Raw genomic sequence first — 20,526 nt, 5'->3', positions numbered from 1 at the left:
CGCGGCTGCCCGTCCCCTACCCAACGGCCGCGCGCGCCTTTTTCCTACCGTCATTGCGAGCGCAGCGAAGCAATCCAGACTGCCTCCGCGGAAAGAATCTGGATTGCTTTGCTTCGCTTCGCTCGCAATGACGATCGTGGATAGAATGCCCCGCCTCATCTCGCCCCTGGTTCTCGCGCTGATCGGCCTCATCCTGTTCGGCGACGGTGCCTACATCCACGCCAAGGCCTGGCTCGCGCAGGTGCTGCTGGAGCGCGCATTCGACAGAAGCGTCGCGACGGGCCAGGCGGTCAAGCCATGGTCATGGGCCGACACCTGGCCGGTCGCCCGGATCGAGGTGAAGCGGATCGGCGCCAGCGCCATCGTGCTGGAGGGCGCGAGCGGCCAGGCACTTGCTTTCGGACCCGGCCACATCCAGCAAACGGTCGATGCCGGCGAGCGCGGCGTTGCCGTATATGCCGCACATCGCGACACGCATTTCCGTTTCCTGCGGAATGTTGCCATGGGTGACGTGATCGAGATCACCCGTCGCGACGGCAAGCATTTCCGCTATCGTGCGGATTCTTCGGCCGTGGTCCGTTTCGACGCATCGGGCATCGATCCCGCGACGCAGGGTTTCGAGCTCGTACTCACAACCTGCTGGCCGTTCGACGCCATTACGCCCGGTCCCGAACGCTACATCTTGCACGCGATCTTGATCGGCGCCGACGAATAGGTTCCCTCATCCATCTCCATCCTGTGGGAAGCCTTCCTGTCGACGCCATCGATCGAACAGCAATTGCTGGAGCGCCATATCGACGATCGCTGGCTTGCCGCGTCGGCAAACCGTTCGTACTTTCGCCCAAAGTCCGGTGATGCTAGCCTTCCTGCATGAAGCCCTGCCCATTCCGTCTGGCGGCATTGCGCCCTTCGTGATTGCCTCGCCAGAACCCCGCCATCGAACAGAACGACGCGCTGCAACAACAATAAAAATTGAGGATTGCGCCATGGAAGCCCAGGTGTCTGCTGCATCCTTCTCTTCTCGCCCATGGTCTCCATCGCCCGACGCCAGCGACATCGTGAAGGGCATCCATGCCATGCTGCACCCGCACAACATCGTGCTGGTGGGCGCGACCGACAAGCCCGGCAATTATGCCGAGCGCATCTGGAACAACCTGGTCAAATACGGCTTCGAGGGCGGGCTCTATCCGGTCAACGCCAAACGCGCGACGATCTGGGGTGTGCCCTGCTACAAGGATTTTGCGAGCCTTCCGGAAAAACCCGATCATGTCCTGGTGCTGGTGCCTGCGCGCTTCGCCGTGCAGGTGATCCGCGATGCCGCCGCGGCCGGCGCACGCTCGGCCACCATCGTCACCTCCGGCTTCAGCGAGTTGCAGGATGACGAGAGCCAGAAGCTCGCAGCCGAACTGCAAGCGGCGGTGCGCGAGACGGGCCTCGCCGTCACCGGCCCGAATTGCCTCGGCAACTTGAGCGCCGGCGAAAAGCTCTTCACCAATATCGACGACCGTGTCGTCACCATGGAGCAGGGCGCGGTGGCGATCGCCGGGCAATCCGGCGCCATCGTCATGGCGATCCGCCAGGCACTGGAGGATCGTGGCGTCGGTGTCGGCTACATGGTGACGACCGGGAACGAGGCCGGGCTCGAGACGCCGGACCTGATGCGTTATTTCGCGGAGGATCCGAGCATCAAGGTGATCGTCGTCTACCTCGAGGGCGTGCGCAACACCAAGGCCTTTCGCGATGCCTGCAAGGCGGCGCGCGCAGCGAGCAAACCCGTGATCGCGCTCAAGCTCGGCGCATCCGAGGGCGGCCGCGCCGCGGCGATGGCGCACACCGGCGCACTCGCAGGCTCGATCGAGACGTTCGACGCCATCGCAACGCGTGAAGGTGTCATCCGGGTCGGCGGGCTCGACGAGTTGATCGAGACCACCGAATGCTTCGTCCACGCCGCCGTGCCCAAAGGCGACCGGCTCGCCGCGGTCACGCTGTCCGGCGGCAAGCGCGGCATGCTGATCGACGCGTTCTACGCCGAGGGCTTGAACTTCGCGCCGCTCAGCCCGCATGTCAGCTCGGAGCTGGCGAAGATGCTCGGGCCCGGATCGATCGTCGGCAACCCGCTCGACGCCGGCTTTGCCGCGGTCGTCGATCCCTCCGTCTACATGAAGTCGATCAAGCTGATGATCGACGACCCCGATATCGACATCGTCATCGTCGATGCCGAGCTGCCGAAGGCGCCGCACGAGCTGCGCGAGCGCAACCTGCGCATCGTCGACGAGATGGCGAGCCGGGCCTCAAAGCCCGTGATCTACATCAGCGCGATGTCGATCGGCTTCACCGAGTTCACCAAGACCTTGCGCAAATCGCTGCCGCATCTCGCGGTCATGCAGGGCATGGATCGCGCGGTGACCGCGATCAAGTCGCTGCTCGCCTATGCGAAGCTGCGCAAGGAAGTCCCCGACATCGTCTCGAGCTCGAAACCCGCCGCGCGTGCCGAGCTGGAAAAGGCGCTGACATCGGCAAGCGGCGCCGCGCTCGACGAAGTCGCCTCGAAGAAGCTCCTGAAGGCGTATGGCATCCCGATCTCGAAGGAAGCGATCGCACAGACGGCGGTGGAAGCCGTGAAGATCGCGAAACAGATCGGCTTCCCGGTCGTGGCAAAGGTCGTCAGCGCCGAGATCCTGCACAAGTCCGACATCGGCGGCGTGGTGCTGAACCTGAGCAATGCGGCCGAGGTGAGGAAGGCGTTCGTCGACATCACCGCGCGGGTGAAGAGGCTGAAGGGCAAGCCGAGGCTCGACGGCATCCTGATCGCGCAGCAGGTCAAGGCCGACCTCGAACTCGTGGTCGGCGCCTCGCTCGATGCCGAGATGGGTCCGGTCGTGCTGTTCGGCACCGGCGGCATCGACATCGAGCTGATGAAGGACGTCGCGCTCGCCGGCGCGCCGCTGGACGAGGCCGAGGCGCGGCTCCTGATCGGTCGCACCAAGGCCGGCATCAAGATGCGCGGCTATCGCGGCAAGCCGGCCTTGCACGAGGCCTCCGCGGTGAAGGCGCTGGTCGGCCTGTCCAACCTGATCGCTGATGCCGGCGACCGGATCGCCTCGATCGACATCAATCCGTTCCTGATCAACACCAGGACGGGTGTCGCCGTTGATGCCCTGATCGTGCTGAACAATGCTGCGGCAAAGCGCGCGGCCGGGCATTGATGTCGCGTAGGGCGGATTAGCGCAGCGTAATCCGCCATTTTGCACGGTGAATGCGGAGAGCAGTGGCGGGTTACGCTTCGCTAACCCGCCCTACGTACGATTGCGGCCGGAGCAGCATCCGGGCTCCTTCCAACTTCCCCGCTTTGGCCCTAGACTCAGCCTTATGGCACGCGCGAGCAATCTGGTGATCGGAACGGCGACGCTGGCGGTGATCGCCGTGGCGTTCGGCGGCCTGCTCGGCGTACAGAAATGGCGCACCATCCAGAGTCGCAGCCAGTTGCGCGTGGTGTTCGAAGGCGGTTCCGCCAGCGGCCTGCGCCGCGGCGGGCCGGTCAATTTCGACGGCGTGCCCGCCGGCCAGATCCTATCGATCAAGCTGGACAATCCTCGCAAGGTCGTGGCGCTGGTGATGCTCGACAACACCGCGCCGATCCGCAAGGACACCGTCGCGGGCATCGAATTCCAGGGCCTGACCGGCGTCGCCGCGATCTCGCTGATCGGGGGCGCGCCCTCCGCGCCACCGGTGCCGCTGGATGTGGACGGCGTTCCCGTGCTGACCGCCGATCTCAGCGACGCCGAATCCATCGTCGACACCCTGCACAGTGTCGACCGCACGATCGTGAGCAATGCCCCCGCGATCAAGGAAGGGCTTCGCACATTCGAGAACTATAGCGCCGACCTCAGGAGCAAGGGCGGCGAAATCGATTCCGTGATGGCCAAGGTCGACAGCGCCTTCGCGGGATTCGACAAGGCGGTCACGAAGATCGAGGGCGTGGTGCCCGGCTTCGTCAATGGCAATGCCGACGAGCTGTTCGAGAAGATACAGGGGCTGCGCGAGCTGACCGAAACCATGAGGAAGAAGTCGGCGAGCTACATCGAGGACATTCGCCGTTCGCTGCTCGACGTCAGCGAGACCGCCAACAAGATGGCCGGCACGCCCGTGGCGCCGCGGCCGCCGCGCAAGCCCGTGCAGAAGAAGCAGTGACCCTCTTCCTTGTCCTCCCCTGGGGGAGGATGAGCCGCGCCTACCACGCGTAGCGCACGAGTCCCTTGCCGGCGTAGGAACGCGTGACGTTCGAGAACTCGCCGTCGAAGGTTGCCGATGCGGACCAGCCGTTCATCCAGTTCACCTGCACCGACGCCGTGGTCAGCGCGGAATCGCGTGCCTGCGCGGCGCCATTCACGACGAAAGCCGATCCAGGCAGGGTCTGAAACACCGCGCCGACGGTACGATCCGGATTGTAGTCATGCGCCCAGGCAACGCGGCCGCGCAGCGTCATCAGGCCGCCGGCAGCGGCAAATGACCTGTCCGCGCGCAGGCCGAGCTCGGTGCGGGTGCTGGTCACGTCCTTGGCCGCATAGTTGAGGGCGAAGACGCTGCTGCCGGCCACGGCGAACTCCGAATAGCCCGGAAGGCCGAACATGGTGGCCTGCAGCGCCGCATAGGGCGTGACGCCGATCCATGACATCGCGTGGCGGTAGCCACCCTCGACACGGCCCGAAAACGCGTTGGTATTGAACTGGGCGCGCAGCTGGTCGAACCCGGCGGCGATGACGACGCGATTGGTGGTCACATCCTGCCAGCCATAGGCCAGCGCAGCCGTGATATAGGCCGGTCCGGCGGTATGACGCACGAAAGCGCCGGCCTGGAACAGGTCGGAGTGGCCCCAGCCGAGGCCGGTGACGCCGAAGCTGGTGCCGCCGCCGGCAAGCGCGAAGCCGGCGATGGTCGACGGCGAGAAACGGTAGTCGAGACCGACGGCCGTGCCGTAGATGCTGCTGGTGGTGTTGTTCGAGCCGAGGCCGGCATTGCCGTCGGTCGTCTGGGAGCCGCCGTAGCCGGCCGCCCACACGTCCCAGCGCTGCTCGAAAGTCGCGGCCGGTGCCTTGCGGTAGATCGAGGCGAACGCGTCGCGCGCGCTCTTGTCACGCGGGATCTTGCCTGCCGCGGCATAAGCACTTGCGCTCGCGTCATCGGCATATGGCGTCGCACCTGAAGCGCCGCTGCGCCCCGAGCCGTAGATTTCGGTCAGCAGGCCGAGGAACAGATTCATCGCGTTGAATGTCGTCTGCTGCGAACCTGTCGCCGACTCGCCGGAAGCCTGCGTCAAGCCGTTGGGGCCGAGGCCCGCGAATTCGGCTTGCAGGAAACCATTGGCGTTGAAGAAGTTCTGAAGCGTCGTGGCGACGTTCTTCTGATTGATGTTGAGGGCGTACTTCGCGCCATAGTCGAGCGTGAAATTGAGATAGACGGTGCCACCAGGGTTCACGCTGGTCGTGCCGATGAGACCCCCGGGCGCGGCAACGCCGACAAAGTTGTCGGTAGCCGAGCCGGAAAACTGCATGATCTTGTAGTGCGGCAATATGGTGCTGCCGGCAGAGAGCGAGACGCCGACGGTGCCATTCAGGGTAACGTTGCCGACAACGTTTGCAAAACTCGCGGTGGTTCCGCTGCCGACCTGCACGAGGTACAGCGCACCGGACTGGAAGGCGAGGTCACCCAGAACCAGCATGCTCGAGCCGGGGCCGCCGTCACCAGGCGCATAGATGCCACCGCTGGCGATAACGGTGTTGCCGACGATCCCTGCGCCGAACAGTGCGCCGCCCGCGTTGACGGTGGTCAGGCTCGATTGCGAGATATTGCCATCGACCCGCAGGATGCCGCCATTGACCGTGGTGGTGCCGGTATAGGTGTTCGTGCCGGAGAGGATCAGCGTGCCGCTGCCGACCTTTTCCAGCGAGCCCGGACCGGCGGGACCGCAACTACAGGGATCGTAGTCGCCGATGACACCGCTGACCTCCGTCGAGCGGTTGTTGCCGCCGACGACGAGCGTGTTGCCGCCGCCGATGTAATAGAAGCCGCTGCCTTCGATCGAGCCGGCCGTGATGCGGCCGTCGCTGTTGGGACCGACGCTGACCCCGAAATCTACGATGCCCGTCCCGGTGGTGATGAACCGCGCATTGCCGCCGGTGGAATTGTCGAAGAACTCGGTCTTGCCGCCGTCCCTGGTGATGATGGCGGCATTGCCGGCCGTGGTGAACGCGCCGAAATTGGTCCGGCCGCCGAACTCGTTGACGATCGTCGCGTTGCCCGCGGTCGCGGTGTCGGATCCACTCAGCGTACCAAACACAGTCCCGCTGAGATCATTGTTCACGATGGTCGCCGAGCCGGCCGAGGATTGCTCGAGGAACGCGACGCCGCCACCATTCTGGTTGGTGATGCTGGCCGTGCCCGCGTTGGTGCGGCCAAAGAAGCTGGTCAAACCGCCATCATTGATGATGGTCGCCCGGCCAGCCGTCGCGGTATCGGTCCCGCCACCGGCCAGATCGCCGAAATACACCTGGCCGCTGTTGGTGATCACCATCGCGCTCGCGGAGGTCGCGTTGAGAAACGTCGTCGTGCCGGAGAAGTCGTTGAGCAGCGACGTGATGCCCGACGTGTCGGCATTGACGATCTTGAACAGGCCCTCGTTGGTGACAGCGCCGATGATGCTGGCGGTATGGGTCGCATCGCCAAGCTGCAACGAGCCGCAGTTGCAGATGAACGTGGCGCCGGAATAGGTGTTGGCGCCGAGCAACGCCAGGATGCCGGGCCCCTGCACGGAGATGCCGCCGCTGCCCGTGATGCGGGAAGCAATCGCGGCCGAGGGGGCTCCGCTGCCCGTGACATCATTGGTGAAGAACGTGGTGCCGCCCGGGGCCAGCCTGAGGTCGCCGCCCTGGATGGTATAGATCGAACCATCGCCGGTGAGATCGAAGCCCACGAGACTGGTGAGCTGCACGCCGCCTGGCGTAACCGTCACCGTGCCGCCTGTGGCCGGCGTCGAGGGACCGCCGCTGCCGAACGTTGTGCCGAATGACGACGGATCGTAAGCGGTGCTGGTCGAACCGGAGAAATCCGTCCAGTTGGTGGTGGTCGAGTCCCAGACGCCGCCGCCGCCATTGACGGCACCGTTCGGCGTGGTCTGCGATCCGTTGAAGAATTGCTGCGCTCCGGCGGAGGTCATGGCGGCAGATGCGCCCAAGGTGAGGCCGACCCAGAATGCCGTGCGAATTGCGACAGTGCTCAGGTGCGAGCAACCCGGCCCGCTCGATCGCAACCAAACTTCCACACTCTTCCCCTCACGGACGGCGCTCCTGGCGGCACCGCGCGGAACTTAGGCCATGAGGATGACCGGTAGAACCGGTGCGCGTCGAGAATCCGCCAATGGCAAAGCAACCTGAACAGATTCAGGCGTCCATGTTGCAACCGCGCCACGGTTTGCCGGGCGCCATTCCCATTCCGCGCATGCGCAGACCTCTCGGAACGTCGGCGCCTATGGACGGCCATTCACATCAATGGCCGATCATCCAGGCATCGAGCTCAACCTGCGCCGCCGGCGATGCTAGTAATTCGACGCCGCCGCCCCGTTCGGAATGCCGTCGATGGGACACTCGTCGGTCCCCGGCGTCGAGCGGGTCATCGCCTCGACCATGTCGCGCGTGCCTTCGGGATCGGCGATCCAGTTCTTGTAGAAATCATACGGACACGCCGCAATGCCGCGCGGGCTGTCGCCGGAATTGATCATGCCGGTGTAGCCGCGATGGACCAGCTTGTAGAGATGGTTCTGCGACTGACCATTGCGGCGCGCATCGCGGATCAGATGTTTCGACAGCTGGGCGTACTGGATGCCGTAATCCTCTTCGCCGCACTCGCCGAGTGTGCGGCCATCGAAGCCGATAATCGCGGAGTGGCCGAAATAGGAATAGACGCCATCGAAGCCGGCGGCATTGGCGACCGCGACATAGACATTGTTGGCCCATGCCATGGCCTTGGAGATCAGGACCTGCTGCTCCTTGGCCGGATACATGTAGCCCTGGCAACGCACGATCAGCTCGGCGCCCTTCATGGCGCAGTCACGCCAGATTTCCGGGTAGTTGCCGTCGTCGCAGATGATCAGGCTGACCTTGAGGCCTTTCGGGCCGTCGGAGACATAGGTACAGTTGCCGGGATACCAGCCCTCGATCGGCACCCACGGCATGATCTTGCGGTACTTCTGGACGATCTCGCCCTTGTCGTTCATCAGGATCAAGGTGTTGTAGGGCGCCTTGTGCGGGTGCTCCTCGTGGCGCTCGCCGGTCAGCGAGAACACGCCCCACACTTTCGCCTTGCGGCAGGCCTCGGCAAAGATCGCGGTCTCTTCACCGGGCACCGCCGAAGCGGTCTCATACATCTCCTTGGAGTCGTACATGATCCCCTGGGTGGAGTATTCGGGGAAGATCACGAGGTCCATGCCGGGCAGGCCGACCTTCATGCCCACCACCATGTCGGCGATCTTGCGGGCGTTGTCGAGCACCTCGGCCTTGGTGTGAAGGCGGGGCATCTTGTAGTTGACCACTGCGACGCCGACGGTGTCGTTGCTGCTGGAAATGTCACCGTGAAGCATTTCGGACGCTCCTGTAATTTACCTGTTTGATGTTGGCGCGTGGCGTCAGTGGCTGATCATCCAGGGGCGCGCGGTGGGAAAACCCTTGGCGCCGCTCTTGCTCTTGGTCATCAGCCGCGCCGGCTTCTTCTTGTCCGCCGTGCCCTTGTCCTTGACCGTCTTGCCCGTGGAGCAGCAGCCGCAGCCGGGACCGTGCGAGGCCTTGTATTGTGCGAGCGTCTGCGGCGCGTGCGTGCTGCGCTCGTTGACGGCGTGCGCCTTGCGCTTTTCCGCCGGCATGCAGAAGAAATTCGGTGCCGTCAGGATCACCCGCGGCGCCATGGTCTCGCAATGCGGACAGCTTTGCGGATCGTCGCATTCCGCCATCGGGCGCAGGTCCTTGAACGGACCGCAGTCGTCACAGAGATATTCATAGACCGGCATCGCATCATCCCCACGCTCTTGCCTGTTCAACGCACCTCGCGGCGGATGCGGGGCGGCAAATGCGCGCCGTCCCGCATCCCGTCGCGCAGGGATCACTTGTCCGGCGAGATCGGCATCTGGATATCGCCCGTGATGTGCTTGATGGGTCCAGCCGCCGACGGCATCACGTCGAAGTCGAAGATCTCCGTCGGCAGCCACAGCGTGGCGCAGGCGTTGGGCACGTCGACCACGCCGGAAATGTGACCCTGGCACGGCGCGGTGCCGAGGATCGAGTAGGCCTGCGCGCCGGAGTAGCCGAACTTCTTCAGGTACTCGATGGCGTTGAGGCAGGCCTGGCGATAGGCGATGTGGACGTCGAGATAGTGCTGCTTGCCGGCTTCATCCACCGAGATGCCTTCGAAGATCAGATAGTCCTTGTAGTTCGGCGTGATCGGCGACGGCTTGAAGATCGGATTCTTGATGCCGTATTTCGCCATCCCGTCCTTGATCACCTCGACCTTCAGATGCAGCCAGCCGGCCATCTCGATCGCGCCGCAGAAGGTGATCTCGCCGTCGCCCTGGCTGAAGTGCAGGTCGCCCATCGAGAGACCGGCGCCGGGCACATAGACCGGGAAGTAGATCTTCGATCCGCGCGACAGGTCCTTGATGTCGCAATTGCCGCCATGCTCGCGCGGCGGCACGGTGCGCGCGCCTTCGGCACCGATCTTGGCCTTGACGTCGCCCTTGGCGCGGCCGCCATGGGCGGTCGGCGCGAACGGCGGGTTGGCGAGGCCTGGCACGCGGGTTGGATTGGTCGAGATCAGCTCGGCCTCGCGCTTGTTCCACATGTCCAGCATCTTCGGATCGGGCAGACAGCCGATCAGGCCGGGATGGATCAGGCCGGCGAAGTTGACGCCGGGAACGTGACGCGACGAGGTGTAGAGGCCCTTGATGTCCCAGATCGACTTCTGCGCCAGCGGGAAATGGTCGGTGAGGAAGCCGCCGCCATTCTGCTTGGAGAAGAAGCCGTTGAAGCCCCACAGGCTCTCCTTCATCGGGCCGACGTCGAGCAGGTCGACGACCAGGAGATCGCCGGGCTCGGCGCCCTTGACGCCGATCGGACCGGAGAGGAAGTGCACGATCGAGAGGTCGATGTCGCGCACGTCGTCGGCGGAATCGTTGTTCTTGATGAAGCCGCCGGTCCAGTCATAGGTCTCGATGATGAAATCGTCGCCGGGATTGACCCAGGCCACGATCGGGATGTCGGGGTGCCAGCGGTTATGCACCATGTCATTTTCGTAAGCCGACTTGGTGAGATCGACCTTGATCAGTGTCTCTGGCATCGAGATGCTCCCCTTTTACACGGTTGGTTAGACGGACAGATATTTGGAGACCTGCGCGGCATCGACGCTGTCGCGCGGATCGTCGCGCACGATCTCGCCGTTCTCGATCACCAGCACGCGGTCGGCGATATCGAGTGCGAAACTCAGGACCTGCTCGGACACGACGATCGACAGGCCCTTCTCGTCGCGGATGCGCTTCAGGGTGCGCGCCATGTCCTTGATGATCGAGGGCTGGATGCCTTCGGTCGGCTCATCCAGCAGCAGCACCTTCGGCTTGGTCGCGAGCGCGCGTGCGATCGCGAGCTGCTGCTGCTGGCCGCCGGAGAGATTGCCGCCGCGGCGCCCCTTCATCTCCAACAGCACCGGGAATAGTTCGTAGATGTCTTCAGGCACCTCGGTCCCGCCGGAGACGACGAGGCCGGTCTCGATGTTCTCCTTCACCGTCATGGTGGAGAAGATCATGCGCCCCTGCGGCACATAGGCGAGGCCCTTGGCCACCCGCTCGTAGCTCGGCAGACCACCGAGCTCGGCGCCGTCCATGGTCACCGAGCCACTCTTGGCGGGCAGGATGCCCATCAGCGATTTCATCAGCGTGGTCTTGCCCATGCCGTTGCGCCCCATGATCGCGACGATCTCGTTCGGCGCGACATTGACGTTGAGCCCGTGCAGCACCTCGCTCTGGCCGTAGGCAACGTGAAGATCGGAAATTGCCAGCATCATCGCGCTCCTAGTGACCGAGATAGACTTCGACGACCTTGGGATCGTTCTTCACCTTCTCCATGGTGCCCTCGGAGAGGATCTGGCCCTGGTGGAGCACGGTGACCTTGTGCGCGATGTCCTCGACGAATTTCATGTCGTGCTCGATCACCAGCACCGAACGGTTCTTGATGATGCGGTTGAGAAGCTCGGCGGTCTTGGCGCGCTCGGACACGCTCATGCCGGCGACGGGCTCGTCCAGCATCAAGAGGTCCGGGTCCTGGATCAGCAGCATGCCGATCTCGAGCCATTGCTTCTGGCCGTGACTGAGCAGATCGGCGTTCACGTTGAGCCGGTCCTTCAGGAAGATCATCTCGGCGACCTCGTGCACCCGGTCGCGCACGGCGGCGTCGCGGGTGAAGGTCAGTGCGCCGAACACCGAGCGGCCGCGCGGATAGGAGATCTCCAGATTCTCGAACACCGTGAGATCGTCGTAGATCGACGGGTTCTGGAATTTGCGGCCGACGCCGGTCTTGACGATCTCGTTTTCCTTCATCCGCGTCAGCTCCTTGCCACGGAACTGGATCGAGCCCGACGTTGCTTTGGTCTTGCCGCAGATCAGGTCGAGCACGGTGGTCTTGCCGGCACCGTTGGGGCCGATGATGACGCGGATCTCGTTCTCGTCGACGTAGAAGGAGAGATCGTTGACCGCCTTGAAGCCGTCGAACGACACGGTCAGCGCTTCGACGGCGAGCAGGAATTCCTTGGGCTGGTGACCGACGAGCATGACCTATCTCCTCACTGCCGGCATGGCATCGGCATCGTGGTGACCTACGAGCATGATGATCTCCTCACTCTGCCGGGGCGCCGTCGGCGACCGAACTGTCGGTCCAGCCGTCAGGTTTCGGTTTGCGCGACGAGATCAGGCGATCGATGCGCGGCTGCACGTAGTCGCCCCAGATCCCAGCGAGACCGTTCGGGAAGGCCAGGACCACGGCGATGAACAATCCGCCAAGACCGAACAGCCACAATTCGGGAAAGGTTTCCGACAGACTGGTCTTGGCGAAGTTGACCAGCAGCGTGCCGTAGACCGCGCCGAGGATCGAGAGCCGGCCGCCGACCGCGGTGTAGATCACCATCTCGATCGACGGCACGATGCCGACGAAGGACGGCGACATGAAGCCGACATTGAGCGCGAACATGGCGCCGCCGATCGCAGCGAACACGGCGGCGATGCAGAAGGCGAAGATCTTGAAGTTCGCGACGCTGTAGCCGGAGAAGCGGACCCGGTCCTCCTTCTCCCGCATCGCGACCAGGATGCGCCCGAGCTTCGAGTGACGGACGAACTGCGCGATCATGATGCAGGCGAACAGCAGTCCGACCTCGAAGAAGTACAGCACGATCTTGGCGTGATCAGGCCGGATGTCCCAGCCCTTCAACGTCCGCAGGTCGGTCATGCCGTTGATGCCGCCGGTGTAGCCCTGCTGTCCCACGATCAGGATGGTGAGGATGGCCGCGACCGCCTGGGTGATGATGGCGAAGTAGGTGCCGCCGACCCGGCGCTTGAACATCGCGGTGCCGATGATGAGAGCGAAGATGCCAGGCACGAGAACGATGGCGGCGATCGTGAAGGTGAGGCTGCTGAATGGCTTCCAGAACAGCGGCAGCGTGGTGATCTGATTCCAGTCCATGAAATCGGGAATGCCGGGCGTCGACTGGATCTTGGTGTTCTCCACGCTCGACGCCTCGAGCTTGAGGAACATCGCCATGCAGTAGCCGCCGAGCCCGAAGAACACGCCCTGACCGAGGCTGAGAATGCCGCCATAGCCCCAGCAGATCACCAGGCCGAGCGCGACGAAGGCGTAGGTCAGGTATTTTGCGACCAGATTGAGCCTGAAGACATCAAGTGTGAGCGGCAGGATCACCACCAGGAAGACCGCGAGCACCAGAATTCCGATGAACTCCGATCGGTTGAAGAAGCGATTGTCGGTCATTGCATCAGCCCCAGTTTCTCACTTGCGGACCTTGAGGGCGAACAGCCCTTGCGGCCGCAGCATCAGGATTCCGACAACCGCGAGCAACGTCAGCACTTTCGCCATCGAGCCCGACATGAAGAATTCGAGGGTGGATTGCGTCTGCGAGATCGAGAAGGCCGAGGCGATGGTGCCGATCAAACTGGCGGCGCCGCCGAACACGACCACCAGGAACGTATCGACGATGTAGAGCTGCCCAGAGGTTGGCCCGGTGGAGCCGATCATCGTGAAGGCGCTGCCGGCGACACCGGCGATGCCGCAACCGAGACCGAAGGTGTAGCGATCGACCTTTTCGGTGTTGATGCCCACCGCGCCAGCCATGATGCGGTTCTGCACGACAGCGCGGACCTGGCGGCCCCAGCGCGACTTGTACATGACATAGGCGACGCCGATGGTGATCAGCACAGTGAGGCACATCACGAAGACGCCGTTGATCGGCACCTCGATGCTGTCGGTCACGTGCAGCGAGCCGAGCATCCATTGCGGCAGCTCGACGCCGACCTCGCGTGCGCCGAACACGGAACGATAGGCCTGCTGGAGCATGAGGCTGAGGCCCCAGGTGGCGAGCAGCGTATCGAGCGGGCGCTTGTAGAGGTGCCGTATCAGCACCCATTCCACCAGCATGCCCAGCGCGCCGGACGCGACGAAGGCCAGGATCATCGCGAGGAAGAAGTAGCCGCTGAACAGGCTCGGCAAGTAGGTCTGGAATAGATTGGAGGTCATCCAGGTGACGTAGGCCCCGAGGATCATGAACTCGCCATGGGCCATGTTGATGACGCCCATCTGGCCGAAGATGATCGCAAGACCAAGCGCCATCAGCACGTAGACCGAGAACAGGATCAGTCCCGCAAAACCCTGCATGACGAAGATGGAGCCAAGGTCGCCAATCGAGTAGTCGCCGAACATCGATGTCCTCCGTCAGGGAAAGGGTCCCGCGTCGCGAGCAGGTTCGCGACGCGGGGGTCTTGGGCATGGACTTGCGATCCACGCCAGGGAGCGGTTTTGCCTCGAGGGAGACCGCGGCAGAGGCTGCGCCTCTTACTGGTAGCGCTTATTACTGGTAGCCCTTGGGGAACGGATCCGGCTCGACGAGATCGGCGGTCTCGTAGATCAGCTCGAACTGGCCATCGAGCTTGGCGCGCCCCACCCGGGTCTTCGACCACAGATGATGGTTTTCGTGGATGCGCACATAGCCTTCCGGAGCGCCCTTGAACTCGACGCCCGGCGAAGCCGCCGCGATCTTGTCGACGTCGAAGGAGCCGGCCTTCTCGACCGTCAACTTCCAGAGCCACGGGCCGAGATAGGCAGCCTGGGTGACGTCTCCGATCACGGTCTTCTCGCCCCACAGCTTCTTGAACGCGGGCACGAAGGTCTTGTTGTTCGGGTTGTCGAGCGACTGGAAGTACTTCATGCAGGCATAGGCGCCCGCGATGTTCTCGCCGCCGATGCCGTCGATTTCGTCTTCGGTCACCGAGATCGTCAAAAGCGGCTGCTTGGCGAGGTCGATGCCGGCAGCCTTGAGCTGCTTGTAGAACGCGACGTTGGAACCGCCGACGACGTCGGTGAAGATCACGTCGGGCTTGGTCAGCTTGATCTTGTTGATGACCGAATTGAACTGGGTGTTGCCGAGCGGATAATACTCCTCGCCGACGACCTTGCCCTTCAGCACGTTCTCGACGTGCTTGCGCGCGATCTTGTTCGAGGTGCGCGGCCAGATGTAGTCGGAGCCGATGAAGAAGAACGACTTCGCGCCCTTCTCCTTCGCGATCCAGTTCAGGCCCGCGAGGATCTGCTGGGTCGCTTCCTGGCCGGTGTAGATGACGTTCTTGGACTGCTCGAGGCCTTCGTAGAAGGTCGGGTAGTAGAGCATGCCGTTGTACTGCTCCATGACCGGGAGCACGGCCTTGCGCGAGGCCGAGGTCCAGCAGCCCATGATCGCCGCGACCTTGTCGTTGACGAGCAGCTTCTTGGCCTTTTCGGCGAAGGTCGGCCAGTCGCTGGCGCCGTCTTCCTGGATGAACTTGATCTTGCGGCCGAGCACGCCGCCCATGGCGTTGATCTGCTCGATGGCGAGCTTTTCAGCTTCGATCGAGCCGGTCTCGGAGATGGCCATGGTGCCGGTCGCCGAATGCAGGATGCCGACCGTCACCTCGGTATCGGTGACTGCGAGACCCGTGGTATTGACCGCCGAGGTCGCCGGGGCCTGCGCAAAAGACGCCCGCGGCAGCATCGTGATGGCCGGCACGGCCGCCATTCCCATCAATAATTTGCGCCGGAGCGGCGACAACAGGCCCTTGTTTGCTTCGTCTGACATGAGCACCCCACTTTTGTTCGAGGACACGCGATTGGTGCCGTGAGGATGGCTCGAATTTGTGCAGCGCAAGCATACGCAAGATCGCGTATACTGCACCGCAAAATGCCGACGTAGGCTTTTGGTACGGGTTTTGCGAGGGATCCGGATCGTATCGGAGTGGGGTTAAGTGGCAGGGCGGCAGCGAATAGACCGCGTCAGGCGCCAGTACAACCAATGGGTCGCCAACCAGACGCTGGAAGACTACGCGCTGCGCTTTACGGCCAAGAGCGCGCGCCGCTGGTCCACCGCCCGCGTCGCCAACACCGCGCTGGGCGCGATCTCGTTCCTGGCGATGGAGGCGATCGGCGGCACCATCACCCTGAACTACGGCGTCACCAACGCCACCGCCGCGATCCTCGTGGTTTCGACCATCATCTTCTGCTGCGGCGTGCCGATTGCCTATTATGCCGCCAAATGCGGCATCGACATTGACCTGCTGACGCGCGGCGCTGGTTTCGGCTACATCGGCTCGACCATCACCTCGCTGATCTACGCGTCCTTCACCTTCATCTTCTTTGCGATCGAAGCGGTGATCCTGGCGTCCGCGCTCGAGATGTGCTTCGGGATTCCGCGCCCCGTAGGCTATCTCATCAGCGCCGTCGTCATCATCCCGCTGGTGGCCTACGGCATCACGCTGATCAGCCGCTTCCAGCTTTGGACCCAGCCACTCTGGATCGTGCTCCACATCATGCCGTTTGCAGCGATCGCCTGGCACAACCCACACTCCTTTACGGAGTGGCGCAAGTTCTCGGGCGAGCACGGCGACCTCAACGGACATTTCGATCTACTGCTGTTCGGTGTTGCGGCCTCGGTCGTGTTCTCGCTCGTGGCGCAGATCGGCGAGCAGGTCGACTTCCTGCGATTCCTGCCGCGCGACCGTCGCGCCTCCAGGACCTCCTGGTGGATCGCACTGATGAGCGCTGGGCCCGGCTGGATCGTGCTCGGCGCGCTGAAGCTTCTGGCGGGCTCGTTCCTCGCCTTCTTCGCGCTCGGCCACGGCGTGCCGCCCGAAGAGGCCGCCGAGCCGGCGCATATGTATCTCGAGGCCTTTCGATACGTGCTGTCGCAGCCGGACCTCGCGCTGGCGCTGACCGGCACCTTCGTGATCCTGTCGCAGGTCAAGATCAACGTCACCAACGCCTATGCCGGCTCGATCGCCTGGTCGAACTTCTTCTCGCGCCTGACCCACAGCCATCCCGGCCGCGTGGTCTGGCTGGTCTTCAACGTCATCGTGGCGCTGCTGTTGATGGAGATCGGCGTCTACAAGGCGCTGGAGCAGACGCTGGCGCTCTATTCCAACGTCGCGATCGCCTGGGTCGGTGCCCTGGTCGCCGACCTCGTCATCAACAAGCCGCTTGGCTTGCGGCCGCAGCAGATCGAGTTCAAGCGCGCGCATCTCTACGACATCAATCCGGTCGGCGTCGGCGCGATGACGATCGCGACCATTCTCTCCATCAGCGCCTTCTACGGCCTGTTCGGGCCGACCGCGAAGGCGCTGTCGGCCTTCATCGCGCTGGCGGTTGCCTTCCTCGCCGCCCCCCTGATCGCATGGGCGACCGGCGGCAAATACTACATCGCGCGCAAACCGAAGCGGAGCTGGCAGAACATCGAGGCGATCCAGTGCTGCATCTGCGAGCACTCGTTCGAACCGGAGGACATGGCCTCCTGCCCCGCTTACGCCGGGCCGATCTGCTCCCTGTGCTGTTCGCTCGACGCCCGTTGCCACGACCTCTGCAAGCCGCATGCGCGCGCACAGACGCAGTTCTCCGAGACGCTCGGCAAGATCCTGCCGCAGCCGATCTACCAGCGGATCAATTCGCAGCTCGGCCATTACATCGGCGTGTTCGTGGTCTCGGCCGGGCTCGTCGCGCTCGTGCTGGGGCTGATCTATCTCCAGACCTCCGCGAGCGTGCATGGCGAGAACATGCTCGTCTCCGATGTGCTGTGGAAGGTGTTCTTCTCGCTCAGCATCATCATCGGCGTGGTGGCCTGGCTGTTCGTGCTGGCGCAGCAGAGCCGCCGCGCCGCGGAGGCCGAGACGCGGCGGCAGACCACGCTGCTGATCCAGGAGATCGACGCGCACAAGCGCACCGACGCCGAGCTCCAGCGCGCCAAGGAGGTCGCCGAATCCGCCAACCTCGCCAAGAGCCGCTATGTCGTCGGCCTCAGCCACGAGCTGCGCTCGCCGCTGAATGCGATCAGCGGCTATGCACAGCTCCTCGAGCAGGATGCGACGCTGAGCACCAAGCCGCGCGATCAGGTCCGCGTCGTCCGCCGCAGCGCCGACCATCTCTCCGGCCTGATCGACGGCATTCTGGACATCTCCAAGATCGAGGCGGGGCGGCTGTATCTCTCGCGCGACGAGGTGCGCCTCAGCGAATTCCTCGACCAGCTCGTCGGCATGTTCCGGCTCCAGGCCGCCGCCAAGGGCATCGACTTCGTGTTCAGGCGTCCGGCGCATTTACCGGTCGTCGTGTATGCCGACGAGAAGCGGCTGCGCCAGGTGCTGATCAATCTGCTCTCCAACGCGATCAAATTCACCCAGGCCGGCAGCGTGCAATTCGTCGTGCATTATCGCAGCCCCGTTGCCGAGTTCGAGGTGATCGACACCGGTCCCGGCATCCAGGGCGACGATCTCGAGCGCATCTTCGCGCCGTTCGAACGCGGCGCCCTCGGTGTCTCGCAGCCGCAGACCGGAACGGGCCTCGGGCTGACCATCAGCCGGCTGCTCGCCGGCGTCATGGGCGGTGACATCAAGGTCGTGAGCACGGTCGGCACCGGCAGCACGTTCAAGGTCAAGATCCTGCTGTCGGAGGTCGCCAATCCCCAGCGCATTGCGCCGGTGGAAGCGCCGGTCTCCGGCTATCACGGCGCGCGCAAGACGATCCTGATCACCGACGACGACCCCGTTCATCGCGACCTTCTGCGCGAGGTGCTGACGCCGCTCGGCTTCATCCTGCTCAGCGCCACCGACGGCCCGGGCTGCCTCGCGCTGGCGCAGCATTGCCGGCCCGATCTGTTCCTGCTCGACATCTCCATGTCCGGCATGGACGGCTGGACGGTCGCGGAGACGCTGCGCGCGAGCGGCCATCACCAGGCCCGGATCCTGATGGTCTCGGCAAGTGCGCTCGAGGCTCATGGCACGCCGCTGGCACAGCCATTCCACGACGGCTATCTGATGAAGCCGATCGACATTCCGCGGCTGCTGGAGACGATCCGCCAGCTGCTCAAGATCGAATGGCAGTACGGCCCGGACGAGATCGCGGTGCCGTTCTGGCAGCCCGAGAGCGGCTCACGGCCGCCGCCGCGACACATCGAGGAGCTGATTGGGCTCGGCCAGATCGGCTACGTCAAGGGCATCCAGCTGAAGCTCGACGAGATCGGCAGCGAGCATCCGGAGCACGCCGACTTCGTCGCCCAGATGCGATCGCTGGTCGACCGCTTCGATCTCGACCAGTACATGGCCACATTGAAGACGTTGCATGCGCATGAGCATTGACTCGAAGAAGCGCGACGTCGCGCTCGTTGTGGATGACTCTCCCGAAACGCTGCGGCTGCTCACCGACGCGCTCGACGGCGCCGGCATGACGGTGATGGTGGCACTCGACGGCGCGGCAGCGATGCGCATCGTCGACCAGATCACGCCCGACATCGTGCTGCTCGATGCGGTGATGCCCGGCATGGACGGCTTCGAGACCTGCCGCCGCCTCAAGCGCGATGCGGGGCTTGCCAACATCCCCGTGATCTTCATGACGGGCCTTGCCGAGACCGAGCATATCGTGCGCGGGCTGGACGCCGGCGGCGTCGACTACGTGACCAAGCCGATCGTGATCGAGGAGATGCTGGCGCGCATCCGTGTCCATCTCGGCAACGCCCGCCTGACCCAGAGTGCGCGCGCCGCGCTCGACGTCTCCGGCCGCTTCCTGTTCGCGGTCAACCGCCAGGGCAACATCCTCTGGGCGACCCCGCAGGCGCAGAAGCTGCTGTCCGATCACCACGGCGCACAGGCCGACGACTTCGCCCTGCCGCCATCGCTGCTGCAATGGCTGGAGCAGGCCAAGGGCAAGGGCAGCTCGAAATCGCAAGGTGCTTCCTTGCCCGACAATCCGCAGCTCCGGTTCTATTACATGGGCGAAACCGCGCCCAACGAGTTCCTGCTGCGGCTGTCCAAGGAGTCCGGCTCGGCACTGCCGCCTGAATTCACCAGCGAACTCGGACTCACCACCCGCGAAGGCGAGGTGCTGGCATGGCTCAGCAAGGGCAAGACCAATCGCGACATCGCGCAGATCCTGGGATTGAGCCCGCGCACGGTCGACAAGCATCTCGAGCAGATCTATTCGAAGCTGGGGGTCGAGAACCGGACGGCTGCCGCCGCAATTGCGACGAGCGCGACAAGGCGGAATTCGTGACGGTACTGCGAATGAGTTGAGGCGCCGTTCACCCAAACAACGGTGGTCGTCCCGGACAAGCGAAGCGCAGATCCGGGATCCATAACCACAGGAAGATGTTTGGCGAAGACTCGGAGTGACCTGTCCGCCCTATAACCACGGCCTGGGAGTATGGGTCCCGGGCTCGCTTCGCGCCCCGGGACGACGGCGGAATTCGTAGCTGCGGCGTGAATGAGTTGAGGCACCGCATGCCCAACAGACGGTGTCGTCCCGGCGAAGGCCGGGACCCATAATCACAGGGAGAGATTTGGCGAAGATTGGTCGTGCGGGATTAGCACCATCCGCAATCGATAGACCTCGCGGTATGGGTCCCGGCCTTCGCCGGGACGACAGCGGAGTGTGTGGTCAGCGCGAACGCACCTCACCCGTAAACGAACGCCTTGTCGTCCAGATCCGTCTTCGGGATCTCGTCCTTCTCGGTCCAGTAATCCTGGCTGTGCTGCCATTCCGGCTTGTCGCCGCGCTTGGGCAGAAGATTCATGTTGCGCATCATGTAGCCGGGATTGAAGTTTTCCGGATCGATCCAGGGCAGGATCGGCATGTTGTGGTCTTCGGGTCGCAAGCGTACCTCGACCTTCTTTTTGCCCTTCGCCTTCATGTGTCCGAGCAGGCGGCAGAC

At 63.8% G+C, this 20,526-nt stretch carries 14 protein-coding genes and 1 pseudogene; 5 read left to right on the top strand and 10 right to left on the bottom strand.

All coding sequences use genetic code 11. From position 1 onward, the window contains the following. Nucleotides 1-145: 145 nt before the first annotated feature. From E4K65_RS42360 to E4K65_RS42350, 3 genes are all read left to right on the top strand, one after another. A complete protein-coding gene (locus E4K65_RS42360) occupies nt 146-715 on the top strand; it encodes a class GN sortase (protein WP_135179149.1) in 570 nt (189 codons plus the stop codon). Nucleotides 716-986: 271 nt separating this feature from the next. Further along, entirely contained in the window at nt 987-3,206 is a 2,220-nt protein-coding gene (locus E4K65_RS42355) for an acetate--CoA ligase family protein (protein ID WP_135179148.1), read from the top strand. A 163-nt stretch (nt 3,207-3,369) separates the two neighbouring features. Then, a complete protein-coding gene (locus tag E4K65_RS42350; RefSeq protein WP_135179147.1) occupies nt 3,370-4,191 on the top strand; it encodes an MlaD family protein in 822 nt (273 codons plus the stop codon). 40 nt (nt 4,192-4,231) lie between these two features. Here the strand turns inward: E4K65_RS42350 and E4K65_RS42345 are convergent, their stop codons facing one another. The 9 genes from E4K65_RS42345 to urtA form a co-directional block, all read right to left on the bottom strand. Beyond that, nucleotides 4,232-7,213, bottom strand: coding sequence for an autotransporter outer membrane beta-barrel domain-containing protein (locus E4K65_RS42345; RefSeq protein WP_135179146.1), 2,982 nt, complete (start codon nt 7,211-7,213; stop codon nt 4,232-4,234). A 378-nt stretch (nt 7,214-7,591) separates the two neighbouring features. Next, nucleotides 7,592-8,632: an aliphatic amidase gene (locus tag E4K65_RS42340; RefSeq protein WP_135179145.1), complete on the bottom strand. Its 1,041-nt coding sequence runs from the start codon at nt 8,630-8,632 to the stop codon at nt 7,592-7,594. Nucleotides 8,633-8,677: 45 nt separating this feature from the next. Next, on the bottom strand, nt 8,678-9,055 hold the full coding sequence (locus E4K65_RS42335; RefSeq protein ID WP_135179144.1) for an FmdB family zinc ribbon protein: 378 nt from the start codon (nt 9,053-9,055) through the stop codon (nt 8,678-8,680). Nucleotides 9,056-9,147: 92 nt separating this feature from the next. Next, nucleotides 9,148-10,377 (bottom strand): formamidase, encoded by a 1,230-nt coding sequence (fmdA, locus tag E4K65_RS42330; protein WP_027542198.1) that lies wholly within the window; start codon nt 10,375-10,377, stop codon nt 9,148-9,150. A 27-nt stretch (nt 10,378-10,404) separates the two neighbouring features. Then, complete coding sequence (urtE, locus tag E4K65_RS42325; RefSeq protein ID WP_135179143.1) at nt 10,405-11,094, bottom strand: urea ABC transporter ATP-binding subunit UrtE; 690 nt, start codon at nt 11,092-11,094, stop codon at nt 10,405-10,407. A 10-nt stretch (nt 11,095-11,104) separates the two neighbouring features. Beyond that, the gene (gene urtD / locus E4K65_RS42320) at nt 11,105-11,860 is read right to left on the bottom strand and encodes an urea ABC transporter ATP-binding protein UrtD (protein ID WP_011083791.1); all 756 of its coding nucleotides are present in this window, start codon (nt 11,858-11,860) and stop codon (nt 11,105-11,107) included. 64 nt (nt 11,861-11,924) lie between these two features. Continuing rightward, complete coding sequence (gene urtC, locus E4K65_RS42315; RefSeq protein ID WP_135179142.1) at nt 11,925-13,067, bottom strand: urea ABC transporter permease subunit UrtC; 1,143 nt, start codon at nt 13,065-13,067, stop codon at nt 11,925-11,927. Nucleotides 13,068-13,085: 18 nt separating this feature from the next. Next, complete coding sequence (gene urtB / locus E4K65_RS42310; RefSeq protein WP_135179141.1) at nt 13,086-14,012, bottom strand: urea ABC transporter permease subunit UrtB; 927 nt, start codon at nt 14,010-14,012, stop codon at nt 13,086-13,088. Nucleotides 14,013-14,160: 148 nt separating this feature from the next. Then, nucleotides 14,161-15,420, bottom strand: coding sequence for an urea ABC transporter substrate-binding protein (gene urtA / locus E4K65_RS42305; RefSeq protein ID WP_027542194.1), 1,260 nt, complete (start codon nt 15,418-15,420; stop codon nt 14,161-14,163). Nucleotides 15,421-15,586: 166 nt separating this feature from the next. Between urtA and E4K65_RS42300 the strand changes: the two genes are divergently transcribed. Together E4K65_RS42300 and E4K65_RS42295 are read left to right on the top strand one after the other, a co-directional pair. Beyond that, on the top strand, nt 15,587-18,958 hold the full coding sequence (locus tag E4K65_RS42300) for a hybrid sensor histidine kinase/response regulator (protein ID WP_135179140.1): 3,372 nt from the start codon (nt 15,587-15,589) through the stop codon (nt 18,956-18,958). Next, entirely contained in the window at nt 18,942-19,868 is a 927-nt protein-coding gene (locus E4K65_RS42295) for a response regulator (RefSeq protein WP_167771597.1), read from the top strand. Before E4K65_RS42300 ends, E4K65_RS42295 begins: the two co-directional genes overlap by 17 nt. A gap of 400 nt (nt 19,869-20,268) precedes the next feature. Here the strand turns inward: E4K65_RS42295 and E4K65_RS42290 are convergent. Continuing rightward, nucleotides 20,269-20,526 (bottom strand): annotated as a pseudogene (locus E4K65_RS42290) (FAD-containing monooxygenase EthA); the annotation flags it as partial.

The organism is Bradyrhizobium niftali, from assembly GCF_004571025.1.
GTDB lineage: Bacteria > Pseudomonadota > Alphaproteobacteria > Rhizobiales > Xanthobacteraceae > Bradyrhizobium > Bradyrhizobium niftali.
The sequence above is the reverse complement of the archived record's forward strand: the minus strand, read 5'-3'. Positions and strand labels throughout refer to the sequence as shown.

Excerpts from the sequence above, each read along its gene's own strand:
- E4K65_RS42360 (WP_135179149.1), top strand. The coding sequence starts at position 146 with ATGCCCCGCCTCATCTCGCCCCTGGTTCTCGCGCTGATCGGCCTCATC.
- E4K65_RS42355 (WP_135179148.1), top strand. The coding sequence starts at position 987 with ATGGAAGCCCAGGTGTCTGCTGCATCCTTCTCTTCTCGCCCATGGTCT.
- E4K65_RS42350 (WP_135179147.1), top strand. The coding sequence starts at position 3,370 with ATGGCACGCGCGAGCAATCTGGTGATCGGAACGGCGACGCTGGCGGTG.
- E4K65_RS42345 (WP_135179146.1), bottom strand. The coding sequence starts at position 7,213 with ATGACCTCCGCCGGAGCGCAGCAATTCTTCAACGGATCGCAGACCACG.
- E4K65_RS42340 (WP_135179145.1), bottom strand. The coding sequence starts at position 8,632 with ATGCTTCACGGTGACATTTCCAGCAGCAACGACACCGTCGGCGTCGCA.
- E4K65_RS42335 (WP_135179144.1), bottom strand. The coding sequence starts at position 9,055 with ATGCCGGTCTATGAATATCTCTGTGACGACTGCGGTCCGTTCAAGGAC.
- fmdA (WP_027542198.1), bottom strand. The coding sequence starts at position 10,377 with ATGCCAGAGACACTGATCAAGGTCGATCTCACCAAGTCGGCTTACGAA.
- urtE (WP_135179143.1), bottom strand. The coding sequence starts at position 11,094 with ATGCTGGCAATTTCCGATCTTCACGTTGCCTACGGCCAGAGCGAGGTG.
- urtD (WP_011083791.1), bottom strand. The coding sequence starts at position 11,860 with ATGCTCGTCGGTCACCAGCCCAAGGAATTCCTGCTCGCCGTCGAAGCG.
- urtC (WP_135179142.1), bottom strand. The coding sequence starts at position 13,067 with ATGACCGACAATCGCTTCTTCAACCGATCGGAGTTCATCGGAATTCTG.
- urtB (WP_135179141.1), bottom strand. The coding sequence starts at position 14,012 with ATGTTCGGCGACTACTCGATTGGCGACCTTGGCTCCATCTTCGTCATG.
- urtA (WP_027542194.1), bottom strand. The coding sequence starts at position 15,420 with ATGTCAGACGAAGCAAACAAGGGCCTGTTGTCGCCGCTCCGGCGCAAA.
- E4K65_RS42295 (WP_167771597.1), top strand. The coding sequence starts at position 18,942 with ATGCGCATGAGCATTGACTCGAAGAAGCGCGACGTCGCGCTCGTTGTG.